This is a genomic window from Actinoplanes sp. NPDC024001, from assembly GCF_040638955.1.
Taxonomy (GTDB): domain Bacteria; phylum Actinomycetota; class Actinomycetes; order Mycobacteriales; family Micromonosporaceae; genus Actinoplanes.
Genome location: NZ_JBEZZB010000202.1, coordinates 1 through 16,444, shown reverse-complemented (window position 1 = coordinate 16,444; position 16,444 = coordinate 1). Strand labels below are relative to the sequence as shown.

Genomic DNA, 16,444 nt, shown 5'->3' with positions numbered 1-16,444 from the left:
GCACCGAGCCGGCAGTGGCGGACGGCGGCAACGCCGAGCCAGCAGCAACGGACGGCGGCAACGCCGGGCCGGCAGTGGCGGGCGGCGGGTCTGCCGCAGGTCGAGGCCGGGACGGGGCGCCGCGCAGCAGGGTCAGCTGGGCCTGGCGGATCTGGTCGGACGGGTCGAGGCCGAGGTGGTCGACGACCGCGTCGGCGTGCCGCCGCAGCACCTCCATGGCGTCACCCCGGCTGCCGGCCCGGCTCAGCGCCTCGGCCAGCGCGAGTGCCCCCTCCTCCCAGCAGGGGTCGCTGTCGAAGGCGGCATGCAGCTCAGCCGCCGCCGACCCGGTCGGCAGGGTGCCGGCGAGATGGAGCAGCACCGACCGGTGCAGGCTCACCAGCCGGACCGCCGCGCTGCGGAACGGCTCACCGGGGAACTCGGGCAGCGGCGGCCCCCGCCACAGCGAGACCGCCTCGGCCGGCGCCGTGCGATCGCGGACGAGGTCTTCGAAGCGCAACGCGTCCACCCGGGAGCGTGGCACGTTGAGCCGGTAACCGGCCGGCTCCAGGCTGATCAGCCCGGGCACGCCGAGCCGGGCGCGCAACCGGGCCACATGCGACTGCAGGCTGTTGCGCGCCGACGGCGGTGGATCCTCCGGCCAGAGGGCGTCGATCAGGTCGGGCACCCCGACCGGCCGGCCCGCTCGCAGGGCGAGCAGGGCCAGCACAGCGCGTTGGGAAGCGCCGGCCAGGGTGACCGGCCCGTCGCCGCCCTCCACCTCGAAGGGTCCCAAGACCCGGACCAGCAGCACGGCTCCGACGTTAGGACCCCGCCCCAGGGGCAGCGCAAGCCGTAATCGGCGTATCGACGGATCTCCGACTCAGCGCAGGCGGTAGAACCGCCAGAAGTCGTTCTCCACGTCCAGCACCTCGGGCCGCGCATATCCGGCATCCCGCGCCCAGCCGAGCAGCGTCGGCGCCCGCAGGATCGTCCCGTTCGCCACGACCGGGTTCTCCGCCCGGGTCGCCGGCAGGCAGTGCAGCACGCTGAACGCGTACTGCATCCGCTCGACCTCGCCGGCCGGCGCCGTGAACTCGTCGGACACCCGCTCGTCCGCGATGAACACGCTGCCCTCCGGGCTGAGCAGACTCCGGGCGTTGCGCAGCACCCCCACCGGGTCGCCCATGTCGTGCAGCGCCTCGAAGACGGTGATCAGGTCGTAGTCGCCGCCGGCCGCGGCCGCGTCGCCCGCGGTGAAGCTGACCCGGTCGGCCACGCCGGCCTCGGCGGCGATCCGCCGTGCCTCGCCGACCGAGTGTTCGTCCAGGTCCACACCGCGCACGGTGACCAGGGGGTACGCCAGGGCGAGCGCCACCGACGAATACCCCATCCCGCATCCGAGGTCCAGAATCCGCGCTCCCGGGGCCGCCCGCAGCCGCTGGTCGATCTCCGGCACCGCCGGAAGCCACTCGGTCGCCAGCAGATGGTCGAACATCGGCCGGTTGAACCCCGCGATCCCGTGCCGCAGGTGCTCGTAGGCCGAGTACGGCACCCCCGCCCCGGTCCGGAACGCCTCGATCACCCGCGGTGTCAGCAGCGCCGCCCCGAGGGCGAACTCGCTGATCGGCCCCGCATACGCCGGGCCGCCCTCGTCGAGCAGCACCTCCACCATCCCGGGCGACAGGGTGAAGGCGCCGGTCAGGAACCCGGCCGCGGCCTGCTGTTCCAGCCACTCCCGGGCGTACCTCTCGTCGATGCCGGCGGCCTTGGCCAGGTCGGCCGGGTTGTCCGCGCCGTCCCGGACGGCGGCGTAGAGGCCGAGCTGGCGCCCGACCTCGACGGTGCAGAGTTCGAGCGCCCCGGTGAGGGCGCTGAACATGCGTTCTCCTAGTGCTTCAGCTGTCATGACCTCAGGCTGCGGGGCTTCGCGTGCAACCCGCGTGCAGCGCGCTTGACCTCAAGTTGAGTTGAGCTTGCAGGATCGGCGGCATGAGAGCTGTCGTCTTCGACCGGTACGGTCCGCCCGACGTCCTGCGCATCGCCGGCCTGCCCGATCCGGAGCCCGGCCCCGGCCAGGTCCGGGTCCGGGTGCACGCGGCCGGGGTCCAACCGTTCGACATCGGGGTGCGCACCGGCCAGATGCCCTGGGTGCAGGCGACGTTCCCGCAGCAGATCGGCCAGGAGTACTCGGGGGTGGTCGATCTGCTCGGGCCGGGCGTCGAGGGCATCGAGGTGAACACCCCGGTGCTCGGCTCGACGATGCTCAACGGGGTGGCCGAGCTGGTCACGGTCCCCGCGGAGAACGTGGTCGCGAAGCCCGATTCCCTGGATTTCCCGACCGCCGCCGGGCTGGTCGCCGCCTCGCAGACGGCGAGCGGCGCCCTGCTGGAGCTGCGGGTCGCCGCCGGGGACGTGCTGCTGGTGCACGCCGGCGCCGGCAGTGTGGGCACGATCGCCATCCAGCTGGCCCGTCGGGCGGGCGCCACCGTGATCGGCACGGCGAGCCCGGGCAACCACGATTATCTGCGGGAACTCGGTGCCGTGCCGGTCGCGTACGGCGAAGGGCTGGTCGACGCCGTGCGTGCCACCGGCCTGACGCCCACGGTCGCTCTCGACGCCGCAGGCGGCGAGGCGATGGCCCAGTCGGTGGCGCTGGGCGTGGCGCCGGACCGCGTCGGCACGATCGTGGACGACAAGGCCGCGGCCGACCTGGGCACGCGGGTGGTCCGGGCCGGCCGCTCGCCGCAGCGGCTCGCCGAGGTGGTGGCGCTGGCCGGCCGCGGCGAGATCGTCATGCCGGTCCGCACCTTCCCGCTGGACGCGATCGTCGAGGCGCACACGGCGGTCGAGTCGCGGCACGGCCGCGGCAAGGTGGTGGTCACCCTCGGCTGAGCTCAGCGCAGGTAGGCCAGCCCGTCGATCATGACCGCCGGCCGGCCGGCGGTGCCTTCCACCTGGACCCGGACGGTGTGCCGGCCGCTGGTGGGCCACATCCGGGTCCAGACCGCCTGCCGGTACTGCGCGGTCGCCGACCGCAGGTCCACCACGCCCTGGTCACGCCCGTCCAGGAAGATCCGGACCCGGCCGGAGGAGGCCGTGCGGCCCACCACCAGCGCTGCGGAGCGGCCGGTGAAGGTCCAGGTCAGCGACGCCCGCCCGGCCGAGGCCGTGACGGCCTCGCTGCCGAGAAACCCGGGGTCGCGCAGGGTGCGCCAGGTTCCGGTCCGGCGCGCCCCGGCCTCCGGAGCAACCACCGGCGTACGGGTGACCGAAGCGCTCCGTACGTTCCCCGCCCGGTCGGCCGCCGTGACCGTCCACGCGCCCGCCTCGCCCACCCGGGCCGAGCCGTTGACCGAGCGGACGGTTCCGCCGAGCACCGCCCGGGTGGTGCCGGTGACCCGTACCGAACGCACGCCGTTGGGGTCGGCGGCGCTCCAGCCGAGCCGGACCGGGACCGTGCTGCTCAGCGTGCCGGGGCGCAGGGCGACCTGCGGGGTTCCCAGGGTGGGCGGCACCGGGTCGGCGATGATTCGCGCGCTGGTCAGCGCGGTCCGCCCGGACAGGTGCACGGCCTTGACCGCGACCGTGTGCACGCCCGGGGTGAGCCGGACCCGCGATCGGCGGTGCCCGGCCGGGGCGCCGATGAGGAACCGCCCGTCGAGCCAGACCTCGAAGCGGTCCAGCATCCGGGTCGGCGTGCTCACGTTCCAGAGTGGCTGGAAGAGGCCCCGGCTGTAGTACTTGCCCGCGTACAGGGTGGCGCCGCCGAGCGACTGGAAGCGCAACCCGGCCGGCGCCGCACCGGCGATCGACCGGATCGACGGCAGCTGGGCGTAGAGGGCGTTGCCCGGGCACGCGGTGCGGCCGGTGTCGCGGTGCCCGGAGATCCGGTTGAGCAGCGCCGGCTTGCCGGCCGGGTAGCGGTCGCTGCCGCCGGAGATCATCCGTACCCGTCCGGCCGGCGGGCTGCCCCAGGCGCCCAGCTTGTAGGCGGCGAGCTGAGCGACCGAGGCGCGGGCCGCGAGCGGGATCGGGGTGGCGCCGAAGTTGCCGATCAGCGCGATCGCGCTGGAGTTGTCGTTGAAGCCGAGCGTGTGCGCGCCGAGCACCGAGCGGTGCACCCCGCCGCGGCGGCCCTCGAAGATGTTGCCGCACTTGTCGACCAGGAAGTTGTAGCCGATGTCGTTCCAGCCCTTGCTCCGGACCTGGTAGGCCTCGATGCCCCGGACGATGCCGGCCGACTGCCCGCAGCGGTAGCCGTTGCCGGTGGCGGTGTGGTGCACGAACACCACCTGGATGCCCCCGGTGTACGACGGCGCCTCCTTGACCAGCGACTCGTTGGCGCCCCAGCCGGCCCGGGTGACCATCCGGGGCACCGGCCGGGCCGGGAGACCGGGCGCCCGCCGCCCGCTGCCGCCGCCCGAGACGAGTTCGAGCCGCGGCCCGGTGGGCTCCTCGGCGTCCGGGTTGATCAGGTCGACCCGCAGGCCGGCCGGCACCGAGCCGCCGTCGGTGGCCACCATCCGCGCCTGGACGCCGTCCGACGGCCCCACCCAGAGCGGGTCGCTGGCGCCTCGGGTCCGCGGTCCGCCCGCCCCGCCGGAGGCGTCCGGGTTGTCGGTCTCCAGGAGTTGCCAGGGCGTCCAGGTCCCGGTTTCGATGGACCGGGTGCGCACCTCGATCGCGCCCTCGGCGACCGCTCGCGGGTCGTTCCAGCTGGCGCCGAGCAGGCTGAACGGCTCGGTGTTCCGGCGTGGCATCTCGGCTGTCCGCAACGCGCCCGAGCGGGCCGACACCAGGCGGATGTCCCGGGTCGCCGGCGCCGAGGCGAGCGCGAACGACTGCCACAGCGGTCCGTCCCGGTCCTGGCTGACCCTCAGTGCTGTTTCCGGGCTCGCGAAAGAGCACTGAGAGCCGGCTAGCACGGCGGCAACGAGGAACAGACGTACGGCGAGCCGCTTCCGGCGCATGTGAACTCCCCCGGCCACCGGCTTAAGGGGTCAATTCGGGAGATACCGGCGACCATGTGCCACCCTGCCTGGGTCAGATGTGACACGTGGGGATTTTCGCGAAAAAAGTTCCGATTTTTAGTTGGCGAGCCAGATCGCGGCGTTGAGGGCGGTCGCGAAGGTGACCCACGCCCAGTACGGCAGCAGCAGCGCCGCGGCCGGCTTCGACACGGCCCGGAACTTCCACACCGTGACGCCGATCAGCGCCCAGAGCACCACGATGTCGAGCAGCGCCAGGCCGTACTGCCCGGCGCCGAAGAAGATCGGGGTCCAGGCGGCGTTCAGGACCAGCTGCACGGCGTACCAGTTCAGTGCGGACGACCAGCCGGTGCGCCGCCAGACCAGCCAACCGCTCACCGCGATCATCGCGTACAGAACAGTCCAGACCGGGCCGAACACCGAAGATGGCGGCGCCCAGCTCGGACGGTCGAGGCTCTGGTACTCCGACGCGGTGCCGGCCACGCCGAGCCCGCCGATCAGCGCGGCGAGCGCGACGGCGACGACGAAGCCGGCCAGCGCCAGCCACGGTGAGACGGAACGGCCCGAGCGCATCGCATGACTGGTCATGCGATGCGCAATACCCGCCGATCACATGACGGAACCCGTCCGCCTGTAGACGACCGCCTGCCACGGGGCGAGGATCCGGTCGACCGGGGCGTCGGCCAGGTTGTTCAGGATGAGCTCGGCGCCCTCCAGCTCGGGAATCTCGGCCCGCACGGCCTCGCCGGAGAAGTTGCCGATCACCAGCAGCTCGGTGTCGCCGAGCCGGCGGGTGAAGGCGTAGAGCCGTTCGTCGTGCGGCAGCAGCATGGTGAAGTCGCCGTCGGCCACCGCCGGCTCGGTGTGCCGCAGCTCGATCAGCCGACGGTAGTAGTGGAAGACCGAGTCGGGGTCGGCCCGCTGGGCGGCCGCGTTGATCTCCGGATAGTTGGGGTTGGCCGGCAGCCAGGGCGTTCCGGTGCTGAAGCCGGCGTTCGGCGCGTCCTCCCACTGCATCGGGGTGCGCGCGTTGTCCCGGCCGCGGGCGCGCAGCACGGTCAGCACCTCCTCGGCGGTGCGGCCCTCCAGGTCGAGCGCCTGCCGATACTGGCCGAGCGCCTCGATGTCGCGGAAGTCCTCGATGCCGCCGAACGGGTAGTTCGTCATGCCGAGTTCCTCGCCCTGGTAGACGTAGGGCGTGCCGCGGTGCAGGTGAAGCACGGTGCCGAGCATCTTGGCCGAGGTGACCCGGTGCTCGGGGCTGTCGTCGCCGTAACGGGAGACGACCCGGGGCTGGTCGTGGTTGTTCCAGTAGAGGCTGTTCCAGCCCAGGTCGGCGAGACCGGCCTGCCAGCGGCCGAGGATCGCCTTGAGCTGGGTGAGCTGGAGCGGCTGCAGCAGCCACGGGTCCGGGCCGCGGTCCACCCAGACGTGGTCGAACTGGAAGACCATGTCGACCTCGTGCCGCTCCGGGTCGGTGTGCAGCCGGGCCTCCTCCACCGTGACGCCGGGCATCTCGCCCACGGTCAGCAGGCCCTCCCGGCCGGCGAAGACCTCACGGTGCATCTCCTGCAGGAACTCGTGCAGGCGGGGGCCGCCGACGAAACTGGCGGAGCCGTCCGCGTACGCCGCGCCGGCGCTGAGCCGCCCGTCCGGCAGGGCGCCCCGCTCGTCGACCACCTTGGAGATCATGTTGATGACGTCCATCCGGAAGCCGTCCACGCCGCGGTCCAGCCACCAGCGCATCATGGCGTAGACGGCCTGCCGCACCTCCGGGTTCTCCCAGTTGAGATCGGGCTGCTTCTTCGAGAACAGGTGCAGGTAGTACTCGCCGGTCTTCTCGTCGAACTCCCAGGCGGGACCGCCGAAGACGGAACCCCAGTTGGTCGGCTCGGCGCCGGGCGTGCCGGGTTCCATCCCCTCGCGGGCCGGGCGCCACCAGTACCAGTCCCGTTTCGGGCTGTCCTTCGCGGAACGGCTCTCCAGGAACCACTGGTGCTCGTCGGAGCTGTGGTTCACCACCAGGTCCATGATCAGCTTCATGCCGCGGGCGTGCACCCCGGCGAGCAGCTCGTCGAAGGTCTCCAGGGTCCCGAAGAGCGGCTCGATGTTCTGGTAGTCGCTGATGTCGTAGCCGTTGTCGTCCTGCGGCGAGGGATAGATCGGGGAGAGCCAGAGCACGTCCACGCCGAGCTCGGCCAAGTGGTCGAGGTGGTCGATGATGCCGCGCAGGTCGCCCATGCCGTCGCCGTCGGAGTCCGCGAAGCTCCGCGGGTAGATCTGGTAGACGACCGCCTTCTTCCACCACGAATCCGTCATTGGTCTTCTCTAACACGGGAACGGGCGCGCTACCGGCAATGCATACTGACCACGTGCTTATGACCGAAAATTCTTATTTGTCATGAAGGTCGCACTCTTGGGGCCGATCGCCTGGCGAACACCTCCCCTGCACTACGGCCCGTGGGAACTGATCACCAGCCTGCTGGCCGAGGGGCTGACCGCACGGGGCGTGGACGTCACGCTCTTCGCCACCCTGGACTCGATCACCAAGGCCACGCTCGACGGCGTCGTACCCACCGGGTACGAGGAGAGCGACCAGATCGACGGCCGGGTCTGGGAGGCGATCCACGTCAGCCACGCGCTCGAACGGTCCGGCGACTTCGACCTGATCCACAACCATCTGGACTGGCTGCCACTGGCCTTCTCGGCGCACTGCCGGGCGCCGATGCTGACCACGGTGCACGGCTTCTCCGGGCCGAACATCCTGCCCGCGTACCGGCGGGCCCGGTCGCACTTCGTCTCGATCTCCGACAGCGACCGCTCACCCGACCTGGAATATCTGGCCACCGTGCATCACGGGGTCGATCTGACCGGGCTGCCGTTTCATCCGGACGGCGGCGACGACCTGATCCTGTTCGGGCGCATCCATCCGGACAAGGGCACCGACATCGCCATCGAGATCGCGCGTAAGGCCGGCCGACGGCTGATCATGTGCGGAATCGTGCAGGACCGCGATTACTTCACCGAAATCGTGGAACCCCGGATCGACGGCGACCGGGTCGTCTATCTGGGATCGGTCGGTCCGGACGAACGGGACACGATCCTCGGATCCGGCGCGGCACTGCTGCATCCGATCCGGTTCGCGGAACCGTTCGGGCTTTCCGTGGTCGAGTCGATGGCGTGCGGGACACCGGTCATCGCGTACCGGAAAGGGTCGATGCCCGAGGTCGTCGACGAGGGGGTGACCGGACGCCTGGTGGAGACCGTCGACGAGGCGGTCGAGGCGGTGCGCGGCATCGCCGGGCTGGACCGGGCGGCCTGTTCGGCCCGGGCCCGGGAACGCTTCTCGGCCGACCGGATGGTCGAGGAGTATCTGACGATTTACCGAAAAATCATCAGCTGAATAGCTAGATCTTGTTAACGTCGCAATGTGAATTGCGCGTTGAACGGGCCTTATTCTGCGGCTCCTGTGCGCCGTTCTCGCGCGGTGTTTGTGTAACACACTTTGCCCGCGCGCGCTGAGTCCGTGCTGCGGGGAGGCAGCCGGCCGAGGAGAAAGGCCTGTCATGCCCGCGACATACGGGTTTCTGAGCACATATCCCCCCACGCAATGCGGTTTGGCGACGTTCAATGCGGCACTCGCGACCCACCTCAATGCCGGTTCCGGCGGTTCCGGTGTGGTGCGGCTGCTCGCCGGGGACGACTCCGACGGCGGGATCGCTCTCGACCGGGCCGCGCCGCGGGTCGTGCACACCTGGCACACCGACCGCCCGGGCGGCTGGGTGGCCGCCGCGACCGCGCTCAACCGCTTCGACGTGGCGGTCATCCAGCACGAGTACGGCATCTACCCGGGTGACGCCGGCGCCGAGGTCCTGCCCGTGCTGCGCGCCCTGCGGGTGCCGGCGATCGTCGTCCTGCACACCGTGCTGACCCACCCGGACCCGCTGCAGCGCACCGTCCTCGAACAGATCAGCGCCGCCGCCGACGCCGTGATCACCATGACCGACACCGCCCGGCAGCGGCTCACCACCCACTACGAGGTGGACCCCCGCAAGATCACGGTGATCCCGCACGGGGCGGGCAGCCACAGCGGCGTACCGCGGGAGGACCACGACCAGCCGCGCCTGCTCACCTGGGGACTGCTCGGGCCGGGCAAGGGCATCGAGTGGGCGATCCGGGCGCTCGCCCTGCTCGGCGACGAGAAGCCGCTGCCGCACTACACGGTGGCCGGGCACACCCACCCGAAGGTGCTGGAGCAGCAGGGTGACGTGTACCGGGACTCGCTCAAGGCGCTCGCCGCGGAACTCGGCGTCCGGGACCGCGTGCACTGGTCGGACGTCTACCTGGAGCCGGCCGACCTGTCCCGGCTGATCCGCTCCGCCGACGCGGTGGTGCTGCCCTACGACTCCACCGAGCAGGTCACCTCCGGCGTGCTGATCGAGGCGGTCGGGGCGGGCGTGCCGGTGGTCGCCACGGAGTTCCCGCACGCCGTGGAACTCCTCGCGGACGGGCCGGGTCTGCTCGTACCCCATCAAGATCCTGAAGCGATGGCCCTGGCCATCCGGCGAGTGCTGGCCGAGCCGGGCCTGCCCGGCCGGCTGACCGGCCTGGCCGGCGGACCGACGCTGCGCTGGCCGGCAGTGGCCGCGCGGTACCAGGCCCTCGCCGCCCGCCTGCTGACCGACCGTCGGCCGCTCGCGGCCGCGGCCACCATCCCCGCATGAGCGCCCACCCCGAGCGTGCTGGGTTCGGCTCCGCTACCAGCCCGAACCCGGCACCCGGAAGGAACCGCCCATGAGCCTGTCCCTGCGGCTGCTTCCGCCGCCCGTTCGGCTCACCGATGTACCCCCACCGCGCTGGGACCACGTGTTCCGGCTCTCCGACGACACCGGCCTGCTCGAGCACGCGCGCAACGCGATCGTGCGGCGCGAGCACGGCTACTGCGTGGACGACGTGTCCCGCGGCCTGCTGGTGGCCTGCCGGGAGACCCGGCCGGGCCCGGACCTGGTCCGGCTCGCCGAGCGCTACCTGGCCTTCCTGACCCACGCCCAGGCCGCCGACGGCGCGTTCCACAACCGGATGAGCTTCGAGCGGCGCTGGACCGACGAACCGACCTTCGACGACTGGTGGGGCCGGGCATTGTGGGGGCTCGGCACCGCCGCCGCCCGCGGCGCGACCGGATGGCTCCGGCGGGAGGCGGGAAACGCCTTCCGCCAGGGCGTACGCTGCCGGTCGCCGTGGCCCCGGGCGATGGCCTTCGCCGGGCTCGGCGCGGCCGAGATGCTGCGCGCCGACCCGCACGACCGGGAGGCCGCCCAGCTGCTCGGCGACGCGGCCACGGTGATCGGGCTGCCCGGCTCGGACCCGGAGTGGATCTGGCCGGAGCGGGAGCTGACCTACGCGAACCCGGCGCTCGCCGAGGTGCTGATCGCGGCCGGTGACCTGCTCGGCGACGAGGGACTGCTCTCCGACGGGCTGCGGATGCTCTCCTGGCTCTGCGACATGCAGGAGCACCACGGCCACCTCTCCACCGTGCCGGTCGGCGGCTGGCGGCCGGGCGTACCCCGGCATCGCTTCGACCAGCAGCCGATCGAGGCCGCGGCCACCGCGGACGCCTGCGCGACCGCGGCCGCGGTCACCGGGGACGAGCGCTGGGACGCGCCGCTCTTCCAGTCGATCGCCTGGTTCCTCGGCGACAACGACACCGGATCGGTGATGTACGACAGCGAGACTTCCGGTTGTTATGACGGATTGACGGCGGATGGTCCTAATCTGAACCAAGGAGCCGAATCCACCCTCGCGCTCGTCTCCACGCTGCAGCATGCCCGCACGCTGGCGAACCGGAGCGCGACCCGACCGTCAGGCGGCCTAGCGTGACCGCAACCGTGAATACGCAAGACATCACCCGTCACAACATCACCATGGCGCCGGACGGCCGCCGTGTGGTGATCAAACTCTTCGTACCGGGCGAGGAGGCGCACGTCACCCACAACCGGACGTCCCGCATGATCGAGCGGATGCTGCAGCTCGACGAGGCGGACATCAACTCGCTGCTGGACGACGTGCTCAGCCGCTTCTCCGGGCGCCACCACGACATCCTCGCCGTCTTCCAGCACCACTACGAGGTGGTGCAGCACCGGGTCCCGGCGGAGATCGAGCTGTCCCCCGCCGCCCGGACGCTGATCGGGGCGTACTTCAGCCACGAGTTCTCGGTGGAGGCCGCGGCGCTGTGCAACCCGTCGATGGTGCCGCACCCCGACCAGAGCGACCTGGCGCCCGGTGAGCTGCGCGCCGCGCTCAGCCTGCGCCAGATCGGCGAGGGGCACATCTCCTCGATCGGCTTCTGCAGCGTGGTGCTCGGCCCGGGCGCGGCGATCCGGCTGGAGGACCGGGACGGGCCGCTGGCCATCGGGCAGCGGGTCGGCGCCAAGCACATGAAACACCAGCTCTTCGCGGCGCTCGGCGACGAGGACATCGACAACGAGGCGTCGGCGTACGTGCTCGGCGCCCTCCCCGAGCGCTACGACGACCAGGAGTTCGAGGACATCCTGAGTCACCTGCCGGCGGAGATCCTGGCCCGGCCGACCACCCCGATGACCCTGGAACTGATCCGCCGGATCGTCATGGACGACTACGCGGTGACCTTCCCGGCGACCATGCCGCTGCACCAGCGGGTGCTCTGGCCGGCCACGCCGAGCGAGAGCCGGGGCATGGAGGACGCGCGGTTCGTGCAGGTGGTGGACCCGGACGGGCGGCCCGCCTATCAGGCGACCTACACCGCCTACGACGGGTTCAACATCGCCGGGCGGGTCATCTACACCCGGGACCTGCGGCACTTCGAGGTGACCACGCTGCACGGCCCGGCCGCCCGGAACAAGGGCATGGCGCTGTTCCCGCGTTACATCAACGGGAGGAAGATGGCGCTCTGCCGCTCCGACGGCGAAACCCTCGGCCTGGCCGTCCGCGACGAGAAGCACCGCTGGCAGCAGGTCGGCCCGCTGCTGGTGCCGCACCGCGGCTGGGACCTGATCCAGGTGGGCAACTGCGGCTCACCGATCGAGACCGAGGCCGGCTGGCTGGTGCTCACCCACGGCGTCGGCCCGATGCGCCGGTACGCGATCGGCGCCATGCTGCTCGACCTGGAAGACCCGTCGCGCGTCATCGCGGACCTGCCGCAGGGCCTGATCGACCCGGACGAGATCGAGCGCGAAGGGTACGTGCCGAACGTGCTCTACTCCTGCGGCGGCCTCGTGCACGACGGGCGGTTCTGGTTGCCGTACGCCTCCAGCGACGTGCGGATCAGTTTCGCCAGCATGCCGCTGGACCGGCTGCTGCACCGGATGGTGCCGATCAGCCAGTGACCGTGCCCGCCACCACCCAGATGGTGAGCACCGCCAGGAAGGTCCCGCTCGCGCCGGCCGCCTCGACGCACGCCAGCCACTCGTCGCGGACGCCGGGCGGGGTCCCCCAGGACTCCTCCGGCACCCGCGGGTTGACCATCGGCAGCACCACCGCGGCCGATGCGGGATCACCGAAGAAGCAGGTCACCGGGGTCGCCGACAGCGCGGTCAGGCCGGCGTTGACGAGCCGGCGGCGCAGCGTGCGGCCCATGTCGAACTGACGCGGGGTGAAATGGCCCCGCGCGTGCGCCATCACCACCTCGCCGAGCCCGGCCGGCATCCCGTCGAAGGCGAGGGAGGCCCAGTCGGTGTCGACCAGGCAGATCCGGCCGCCGGGGCGGGTCACCCGGGCCAGCTCGGCGATCGCCCGGTCGGCGTCGTCGACGTGCTGCAGGACCCGCTCGCACCAGACCCCGTCGACGGAGTCGGCCGGCAGGTCGATGGCGGCGACGTCACCGGTCACATATCGCACGTTGCTGCCGTCGTGCCGCCGGATCGCGGCCGCGGTGATCGACGCCGAGTGGTCCAGGGCGATCACCTCGCCTCGCGGGCCGGTCTCGGCGGCGAGCAGGCGGGCCACCTCGCCGGCGCCGGAGCCGGCGTCCATCAGGCGCTGACCCGGCGCCGGGCGCAGCTCGTCGAAGGCCACCCGGCGCACCCGCCGGATCTCCGGATGACGACTCATCTCGGTCAGTGCGTCCAGCACTATCTCGGACATCTGCACCGGGAGACCATCGATGTCGGCAAACGGGGTCCGTTCCTTCTGCGCGGGTTCCATCAGGCGATTGTTCATCGCCGGTACACCGTTCGACCGCTCCCGTCATCCATCCGACACGGGTGGCACCTGGCCTTTCGCTTGATCGGCGAGGTGATGTGCGCCATACGCACGCTTACGGTGAGTGATGGGGCGTGCGTCACACGTGACGACAAAGATCATGTGCAACAGGACCGCAATGAATGTGAAAAACTGCCGGACATGATCGAGCGGGTTAAGTTGGGGCTGGTCGGCTACGGCACCGGCGGGCGGATCTTCCACGCGCCTCTGATCGCGTCGGCGGCGAACATCGACTTCGTCGGCGTCGTCACCACCTCACCGGAGCGCCGGGCCCAGGTCGCCGAGCAGTTGCCGGGCGTCGAGGCGTACGACTCGATCGCCGCACTGGCCGCCGACGGCGTGCAGGCCGTGGCGATCTCCACCCCGGCCTCCACCCACGCCGCCCTGGCCCGGGAGGCCATCGCCGCCGGGCTGGCCGTGGTCGTCGACAAGCCGTTCGCGCTGGACGCCGAGACCGCCCGCAAACTGGTGACCGAGGCTGAGGCGGCCAGGGTGCCGCTGACCGTCTACCAGAACCGGCGCTGGGACTCCGACTTCCTGACCATCCGCAAACTGATGGAGAACGGGTCGCTCGGCGAGGTCCGCCGCTTCGAGTCGCGGATGGAACGCTGGGCGCCGGACCGGCTGCCGCCCGCCGCCGGCGGCGGCACCCTGCTCGACTTCGGCTCGCACCTGGTCGACCAGGCGCTGCAGCTGCACGGCCCGGCCGAGCGGGTCTACGCCGAGATGCGCGGCGAACCGCTCGACGACGACTTCTTCGTGGCCCTGCACCACGCCAACGGCGTCGAGTCCCACCTGTGGGGCAGCTGGCGGCAGGCCGGCCCCGGCCCGCGCTTCCGGGTCACCGGCACGGCCGGCACCTACATCTCCGACGAGCTGGACTGCCAGGAGACCCAGCTGAAGAACGGCAAGACCCCCGCCAAGCTCGACGAGCGCTGGGGCGTCGAACCGGAACACCGCTGGGGCCACCTTTTCCGCGGCTCCACCGGCGCCCGGGTGGAGAGCTGCCGCGGCCGGTGGGACTCGTTCTACCCGGCCTTCGCGGCGGCGGTCCTCGGCAGCGGCCCGCTGCCGGTCGACCCGTGGGATTCGGTCCACGCCATGGAGATCCTGGACGCGGCCCGCAGGAGCGCCACCGGCGGCACGTCGGTCACCCTCTGACTGCGTACGCCGCAGCCACCCGCCCCGCCCCGCCCTGCCCTGCCCGGTTCCGGCCGCCCGGGCATTTCCGGCTGCCGCTGAGTGCTGTCTGACAGCCGCCCGGACAGCACTCCCGTCCAGCCGCCCTCACCAGCTGACATCCAGCACCGCCCGGCGCCCGCCAAGCAGCACCCACCGTCAGCCGCACCCACCAGCTGACAACCAGCACCGCCCCGAGCCCCACAAAGCAGCACCCACCGTCAGCCGCACCCACTACCTAACAGCCAGCACCGCCCCGAGCCCCACAAAGCAGCACCCACCGTCAGCCGCACCCACCACCTAACAGCCAGCACCGCCCCGAGCCCCACAAAGCAGCACCCACCGTCAGCCGCACCCACCAGCTGACAACCAGCACCGCCCCGAGCCCCACAAAGCAGCACCCACCGTCAGCCGCACCCACCAGCTGACAGCCAGGACCGCCCCGAGCCCGGCGAGGCAGCACTGCCTGTCAGCCCGCCCCGCCGGCTGACGGGCAGAGGGGCCATTCAGGGCGACCGGGATCAGGGTGAGGTGGGGTGGACGTCGTCGTCGACTACGCGGGCGGTGGCGAGGACGTCGGCGAAGCGCTCCGGGTCCAGGTCGAGGCCGCCGGGGACCCAGGAGATCTCGGTGATGCTGTCACTATCGGTCATCACGCCGAGGACGTCGTCGGGCGTCAGGCCGGCCGACTGGAGGGCGCGGATCTCGCGGGTGTTGATGCCCGGCGGGAGCGGGCCGTTGCCCAGGTCGGTGCCGTAGCGGATGGTGCCGCCGTAGGCCTTGAAGCGCCGCAGGTTGTCGACGGCGATCTCCTGGGCCGGGTCTGGCTCGCCCCAGCCGTGGATGTCCAGGGTGCTGAGCCAGCACATCCGTGCCGCGCAGGCGCGCAGCAGGCTGTCGTCGAGCCGTTCGGTCCAGGGTGTGTGCGCCAGCAGGTCGGCGCCGGCGGTGTAGGCGGCGGCCACCGTTCCGGCGCCCTCGGCGTGCACGACGACCGGTAGACCGGAGGCGTGCGCGGCGTCGACCAGGGCGCGCAGGGTCGGGTGCGGCAGTTGCGGGCCACCGGTGTGCGCGGTGACCTTGACCAGCCCGGCTCCGGCGGACCACACCTCGGCGACGGCAGCACCGGCGTCCGCGGGCGAGTGGATCTCACGCCAGCTGCCCGGGGCAGCCCACGACCGGTCGCTCGGGTAGCCACCCGGCGCGATCAAAAACGGACCGGCGTAGCGGATCCGCGGCAGCTTGGCAGGCGCGTACCGCGACCGGCCCGCCTCAGCGTCCTCGCCGCCGGCCGCACGGTGGCCGACCGGCTCCGCGCGGTCAGCACGCTCGCCAGCGGCCGCGCGGTTCGGGGCCTCCGCGCGCTCGGTCTGCTCGCCGCTGGCTGCGCGGCGTGCGCGGTGGCTGGCTGCGTCCGCGCGCTCGGTCTGCTCGCCGCCTGCTGCGCGGCGTGCGCGGTGGCCGGCTGCGTCCGCGCGATCGGTCTGCTCGCCGCCTGCTGCGCGGCGTGTGTGACGGCTGGATGCCTCCGCGCGCTCGGCCAGCTCGCGGACCGCCGCCGGCACACCGCCCAGGTCCCACACCGCGGCGATCCCGCCGGCCCGCACGGTGCCCAGGTCGACCAGCCCCGAGTGCACATGTGCGTCGACCAGACCGGGCAGCAGCGTCCCCGGGAAGCGGCGGGTGTCCGGCCCGGCCGGCGCGAGTTCGGCCGGCACCGGCTTGACCGTGCCGTCCGGCGCGACCCGCAGGGCTACGCCGCTGCGCAACCGGCCGCCCCACCACACCGAGTCGGCCAGCAGCCACCCGATCGGACCTGCCGCCGAAGCCCGGCGTCCCGCAGAAGCCGCCGCGGCAGATGAAGAAGCGTAAGCGGCAACCGAAGAAGCGGCAGCAGGCGAAGGCGAAGAAGCAGAAGCGGACGAAGCGGGAGCACGCGAAGAAGCGGATGCGGACGAAGCGGCAGCAGGCGAAGCTGCGGGGCCGGTTGCTGACCCCGGACCGGCCGCCGACGCGGCGGCGTCCGCGTCGGGGGCGCAGGCCGCCGCGAGCCGAGCCGC

The 16,444-nt window shown here is 72.0% G+C and carries 14 protein-coding genes; 7 read left to right on the top strand and 7 right to left on the bottom strand.

The genetic code is table 11. The features are described from left to right. Both AB0F81_RS44795 and AB0F81_RS44790 read right to left on the bottom strand, forming a co-directional pair. Nucleotides 1–793: BTAD domain-containing putative transcriptional regulator (locus tag AB0F81_RS44795; RefSeq protein ID WP_360209250.1), on the bottom strand; the 793-nt coding region annotated here is incomplete at its 3' end. 69 nt (nt 794–862) lie between these two features. After that, nucleotides 863–1,861, bottom strand: a complete 999-nt coding sequence (locus AB0F81_RS44790) for a methyltransferase domain-containing protein (RefSeq protein ID WP_360209247.1) — start codon at nt 1,859–1,861, stop codon at nt 863–865. Nucleotides 1,862–1,971: 110 nt separating this feature from the next. Between AB0F81_RS44790 and AB0F81_RS44785 the strand changes: the two genes are divergently transcribed. After that, a complete protein-coding gene (locus AB0F81_RS44785) occupies nt 1,972–2,874 on the top strand; it encodes an NADP-dependent oxidoreductase (protein WP_360209245.1) in 903 nt (300 codons plus the stop codon). 2 nt (nt 2,875–2,876) lie between these two features. On the opposite strand, the gene AB0F81_RS44780 is transcribed toward AB0F81_RS44785, so the two are convergent. The 3 genes from AB0F81_RS44780 to AB0F81_RS44770 all read right to left on the bottom strand — a co-directional run bounded on the left by AB0F81_RS44780 (nt 2,877) and on the right by AB0F81_RS44770 (nt 7,289). Further along, entirely contained in the window at nt 2,877–4,952 is a 2,076-nt protein-coding gene (locus AB0F81_RS44780) for an N-acetylmuramoyl-L-alanine amidase (protein ID WP_360209243.1), read from the bottom strand. 117 nt (nt 4,953–5,069) lie between these two features. After that, entirely contained in the window at nt 5,070–5,558 is a 489-nt protein-coding gene (locus AB0F81_RS44775; RefSeq protein ID WP_360209241.1) for a TspO/MBR family protein, read from the bottom strand. Between the two features lie 21 nt (nt 5,559–5,579). Continuing rightward, the gene (locus AB0F81_RS44770) at nt 5,580–7,289 is read right to left on the bottom strand and encodes an alpha-glucosidase (RefSeq protein ID WP_360209238.1); all 1,710 of its coding nucleotides are present in this window, start codon (nt 7,287–7,289) and stop codon (nt 5,580–5,582) included. Between the two features lie 82 nt (nt 7,290–7,371). Here AB0F81_RS44770 and AB0F81_RS44765 point away from each other — a divergent pair, with 82 nt between their 5' ends. The 4 genes from AB0F81_RS44765 to AB0F81_RS44750 all read left to right on the top strand — a co-directional run bounded on the left by AB0F81_RS44765 (nt 7,372) and on the right by AB0F81_RS44750 (nt 12,331). Beyond that, nucleotides 7,372–8,373: a glycosyltransferase family 4 protein gene (locus tag AB0F81_RS44765; RefSeq protein ID WP_360209237.1), complete on the top strand. Its 1,002-nt coding sequence runs from the start codon at nt 7,372–7,374 to the stop codon at nt 8,371–8,373. A 163-nt stretch (nt 8,374–8,536) separates the two neighbouring features. Next, nucleotides 8,537–9,694, top strand: coding sequence for a glycosyltransferase (locus AB0F81_RS44760; RefSeq protein WP_360209234.1), 1,158 nt, complete (start codon nt 8,537–8,539; stop codon nt 9,692–9,694). Nucleotides 9,695–9,764: 70 nt separating this feature from the next. Next, nucleotides 9,765–10,847 carry a glycosyltransferase gene (locus AB0F81_RS44755; protein WP_360209231.1) on the top strand — a complete coding sequence of 361 codons (1,083 nt, stop codon included), beginning with the start codon at nt 9,765–9,767 and terminating at the stop codon, nt 10,845–10,847. A gap of 44 nt (nt 10,848–10,891) precedes the next feature. Next, nucleotides 10,892–12,331, top strand: a complete 1,440-nt coding sequence (locus AB0F81_RS44750; protein WP_360209252.1) for a glycoside hydrolase family 130 protein — start codon at nt 10,892–10,894, stop codon at nt 12,329–12,331. Here AB0F81_RS44750 and AB0F81_RS44745 read toward each other — a convergent pair. Then, a complete protein-coding gene (locus AB0F81_RS44745) occupies nt 12,321–13,148 on the bottom strand; it encodes a methyltransferase domain-containing protein (RefSeq protein ID WP_360209229.1) in 828 nt (275 codons plus the stop codon). The genes AB0F81_RS44750 and AB0F81_RS44745 overlap by 11 nt on opposite strands. A gap of 198 nt (nt 13,149–13,346) precedes the next feature. On the opposite strand from AB0F81_RS44745, the gene AB0F81_RS44740 reads away from it, so the two are divergent. Continuing rightward, nucleotides 13,347–14,366, top strand: a complete 1,020-nt coding sequence (locus tag AB0F81_RS44740; RefSeq protein ID WP_360209226.1) for a Gfo/Idh/MocA family oxidoreductase — start codon at nt 13,347–13,349, stop codon at nt 14,364–14,366. A gap of 539 nt (nt 14,367–14,905) precedes the next feature. Here AB0F81_RS44740 and AB0F81_RS44735 read toward each other — a convergent pair. Beyond that, nucleotides 14,906–16,153 carry an amidohydrolase gene (locus tag AB0F81_RS44735; protein WP_360209223.1) on the bottom strand — a complete coding sequence of 416 codons (1,248 nt, stop codon included), beginning with the start codon at nt 16,151–16,153 and terminating at the stop codon, nt 14,906–14,908. 89 nt (nt 16,154–16,242) lie between these two features. Here AB0F81_RS44735 and AB0F81_RS44730 point away from each other — a divergent pair. Next, a partial coding sequence (locus tag AB0F81_RS44730) for a hypothetical protein (protein ID WP_360209221.1) occupies nt 16,243–16,444 on the top strand: 202 nt, incomplete at its 3' end.

Bases quoted from the DNA above. Each gene is read 5' to 3' on its own strand.
- AB0F81_RS44740 (WP_360209226.1), top strand. From the start codon at position 13,347: ATGATCGAGCGGGTTAAGTTGGGGCTGGTCGGCTACGGCACCGGCGGG.
- AB0F81_RS44755 (WP_360209231.1), top strand. From the start codon at position 9,765: ATGAGCCTGTCCCTGCGGCTGCTTCCGCCGCCCGTTCGGCTCACCGAT.
- AB0F81_RS44770 (WP_360209238.1), bottom strand. From the start codon at position 7,289: ATGACGGATTCGTGGTGGAAGAAGGCGGTCGTCTACCAGATCTACCCG.
- AB0F81_RS44750 (WP_360209252.1), top strand. From the start codon at position 10,892: ATGGCGCCGGACGGCCGCCGTGTGGTGATCAAACTCTTCGTACCGGGC.
- AB0F81_RS44790 (WP_360209247.1), bottom strand. From the start codon at position 1,861: ATGTTCAGCGCCCTCACCGGGGCGCTCGAACTCTGCACCGTCGAGGTC.
- AB0F81_RS44780 (WP_360209243.1), bottom strand. From the start codon at position 4,952: ATGCGCCGGAAGCGGCTCGCCGTACGTCTGTTCCTCGTTGCCGCCGTG.
- AB0F81_RS44765 (WP_360209237.1), top strand. From the start codon at position 7,372: ATGAAGGTCGCACTCTTGGGGCCGATCGCCTGGCGAACACCTCCCCTG.
- AB0F81_RS44745 (WP_360209229.1), bottom strand. From the start codon at position 13,148: ATGGAACCCGCGCAGAAGGAACGGACCCCGTTTGCCGACATCGATGGT.
- AB0F81_RS44760 (WP_360209234.1), top strand. From the start codon at position 8,537: ATGCCCGCGACATACGGGTTTCTGAGCACATATCCCCCCACGCAATGC.
- AB0F81_RS44785 (WP_360209245.1), top strand. From the start codon at position 1,972: ATGAGAGCTGTCGTCTTCGACCGGTACGGTCCGCCCGACGTCCTGCGC.
- AB0F81_RS44775 (WP_360209241.1), bottom strand. From the start codon at position 5,558: ATGACCAGTCATGCGATGCGCTCGGGCCGTTCCGTCTCACCGTGGCTG.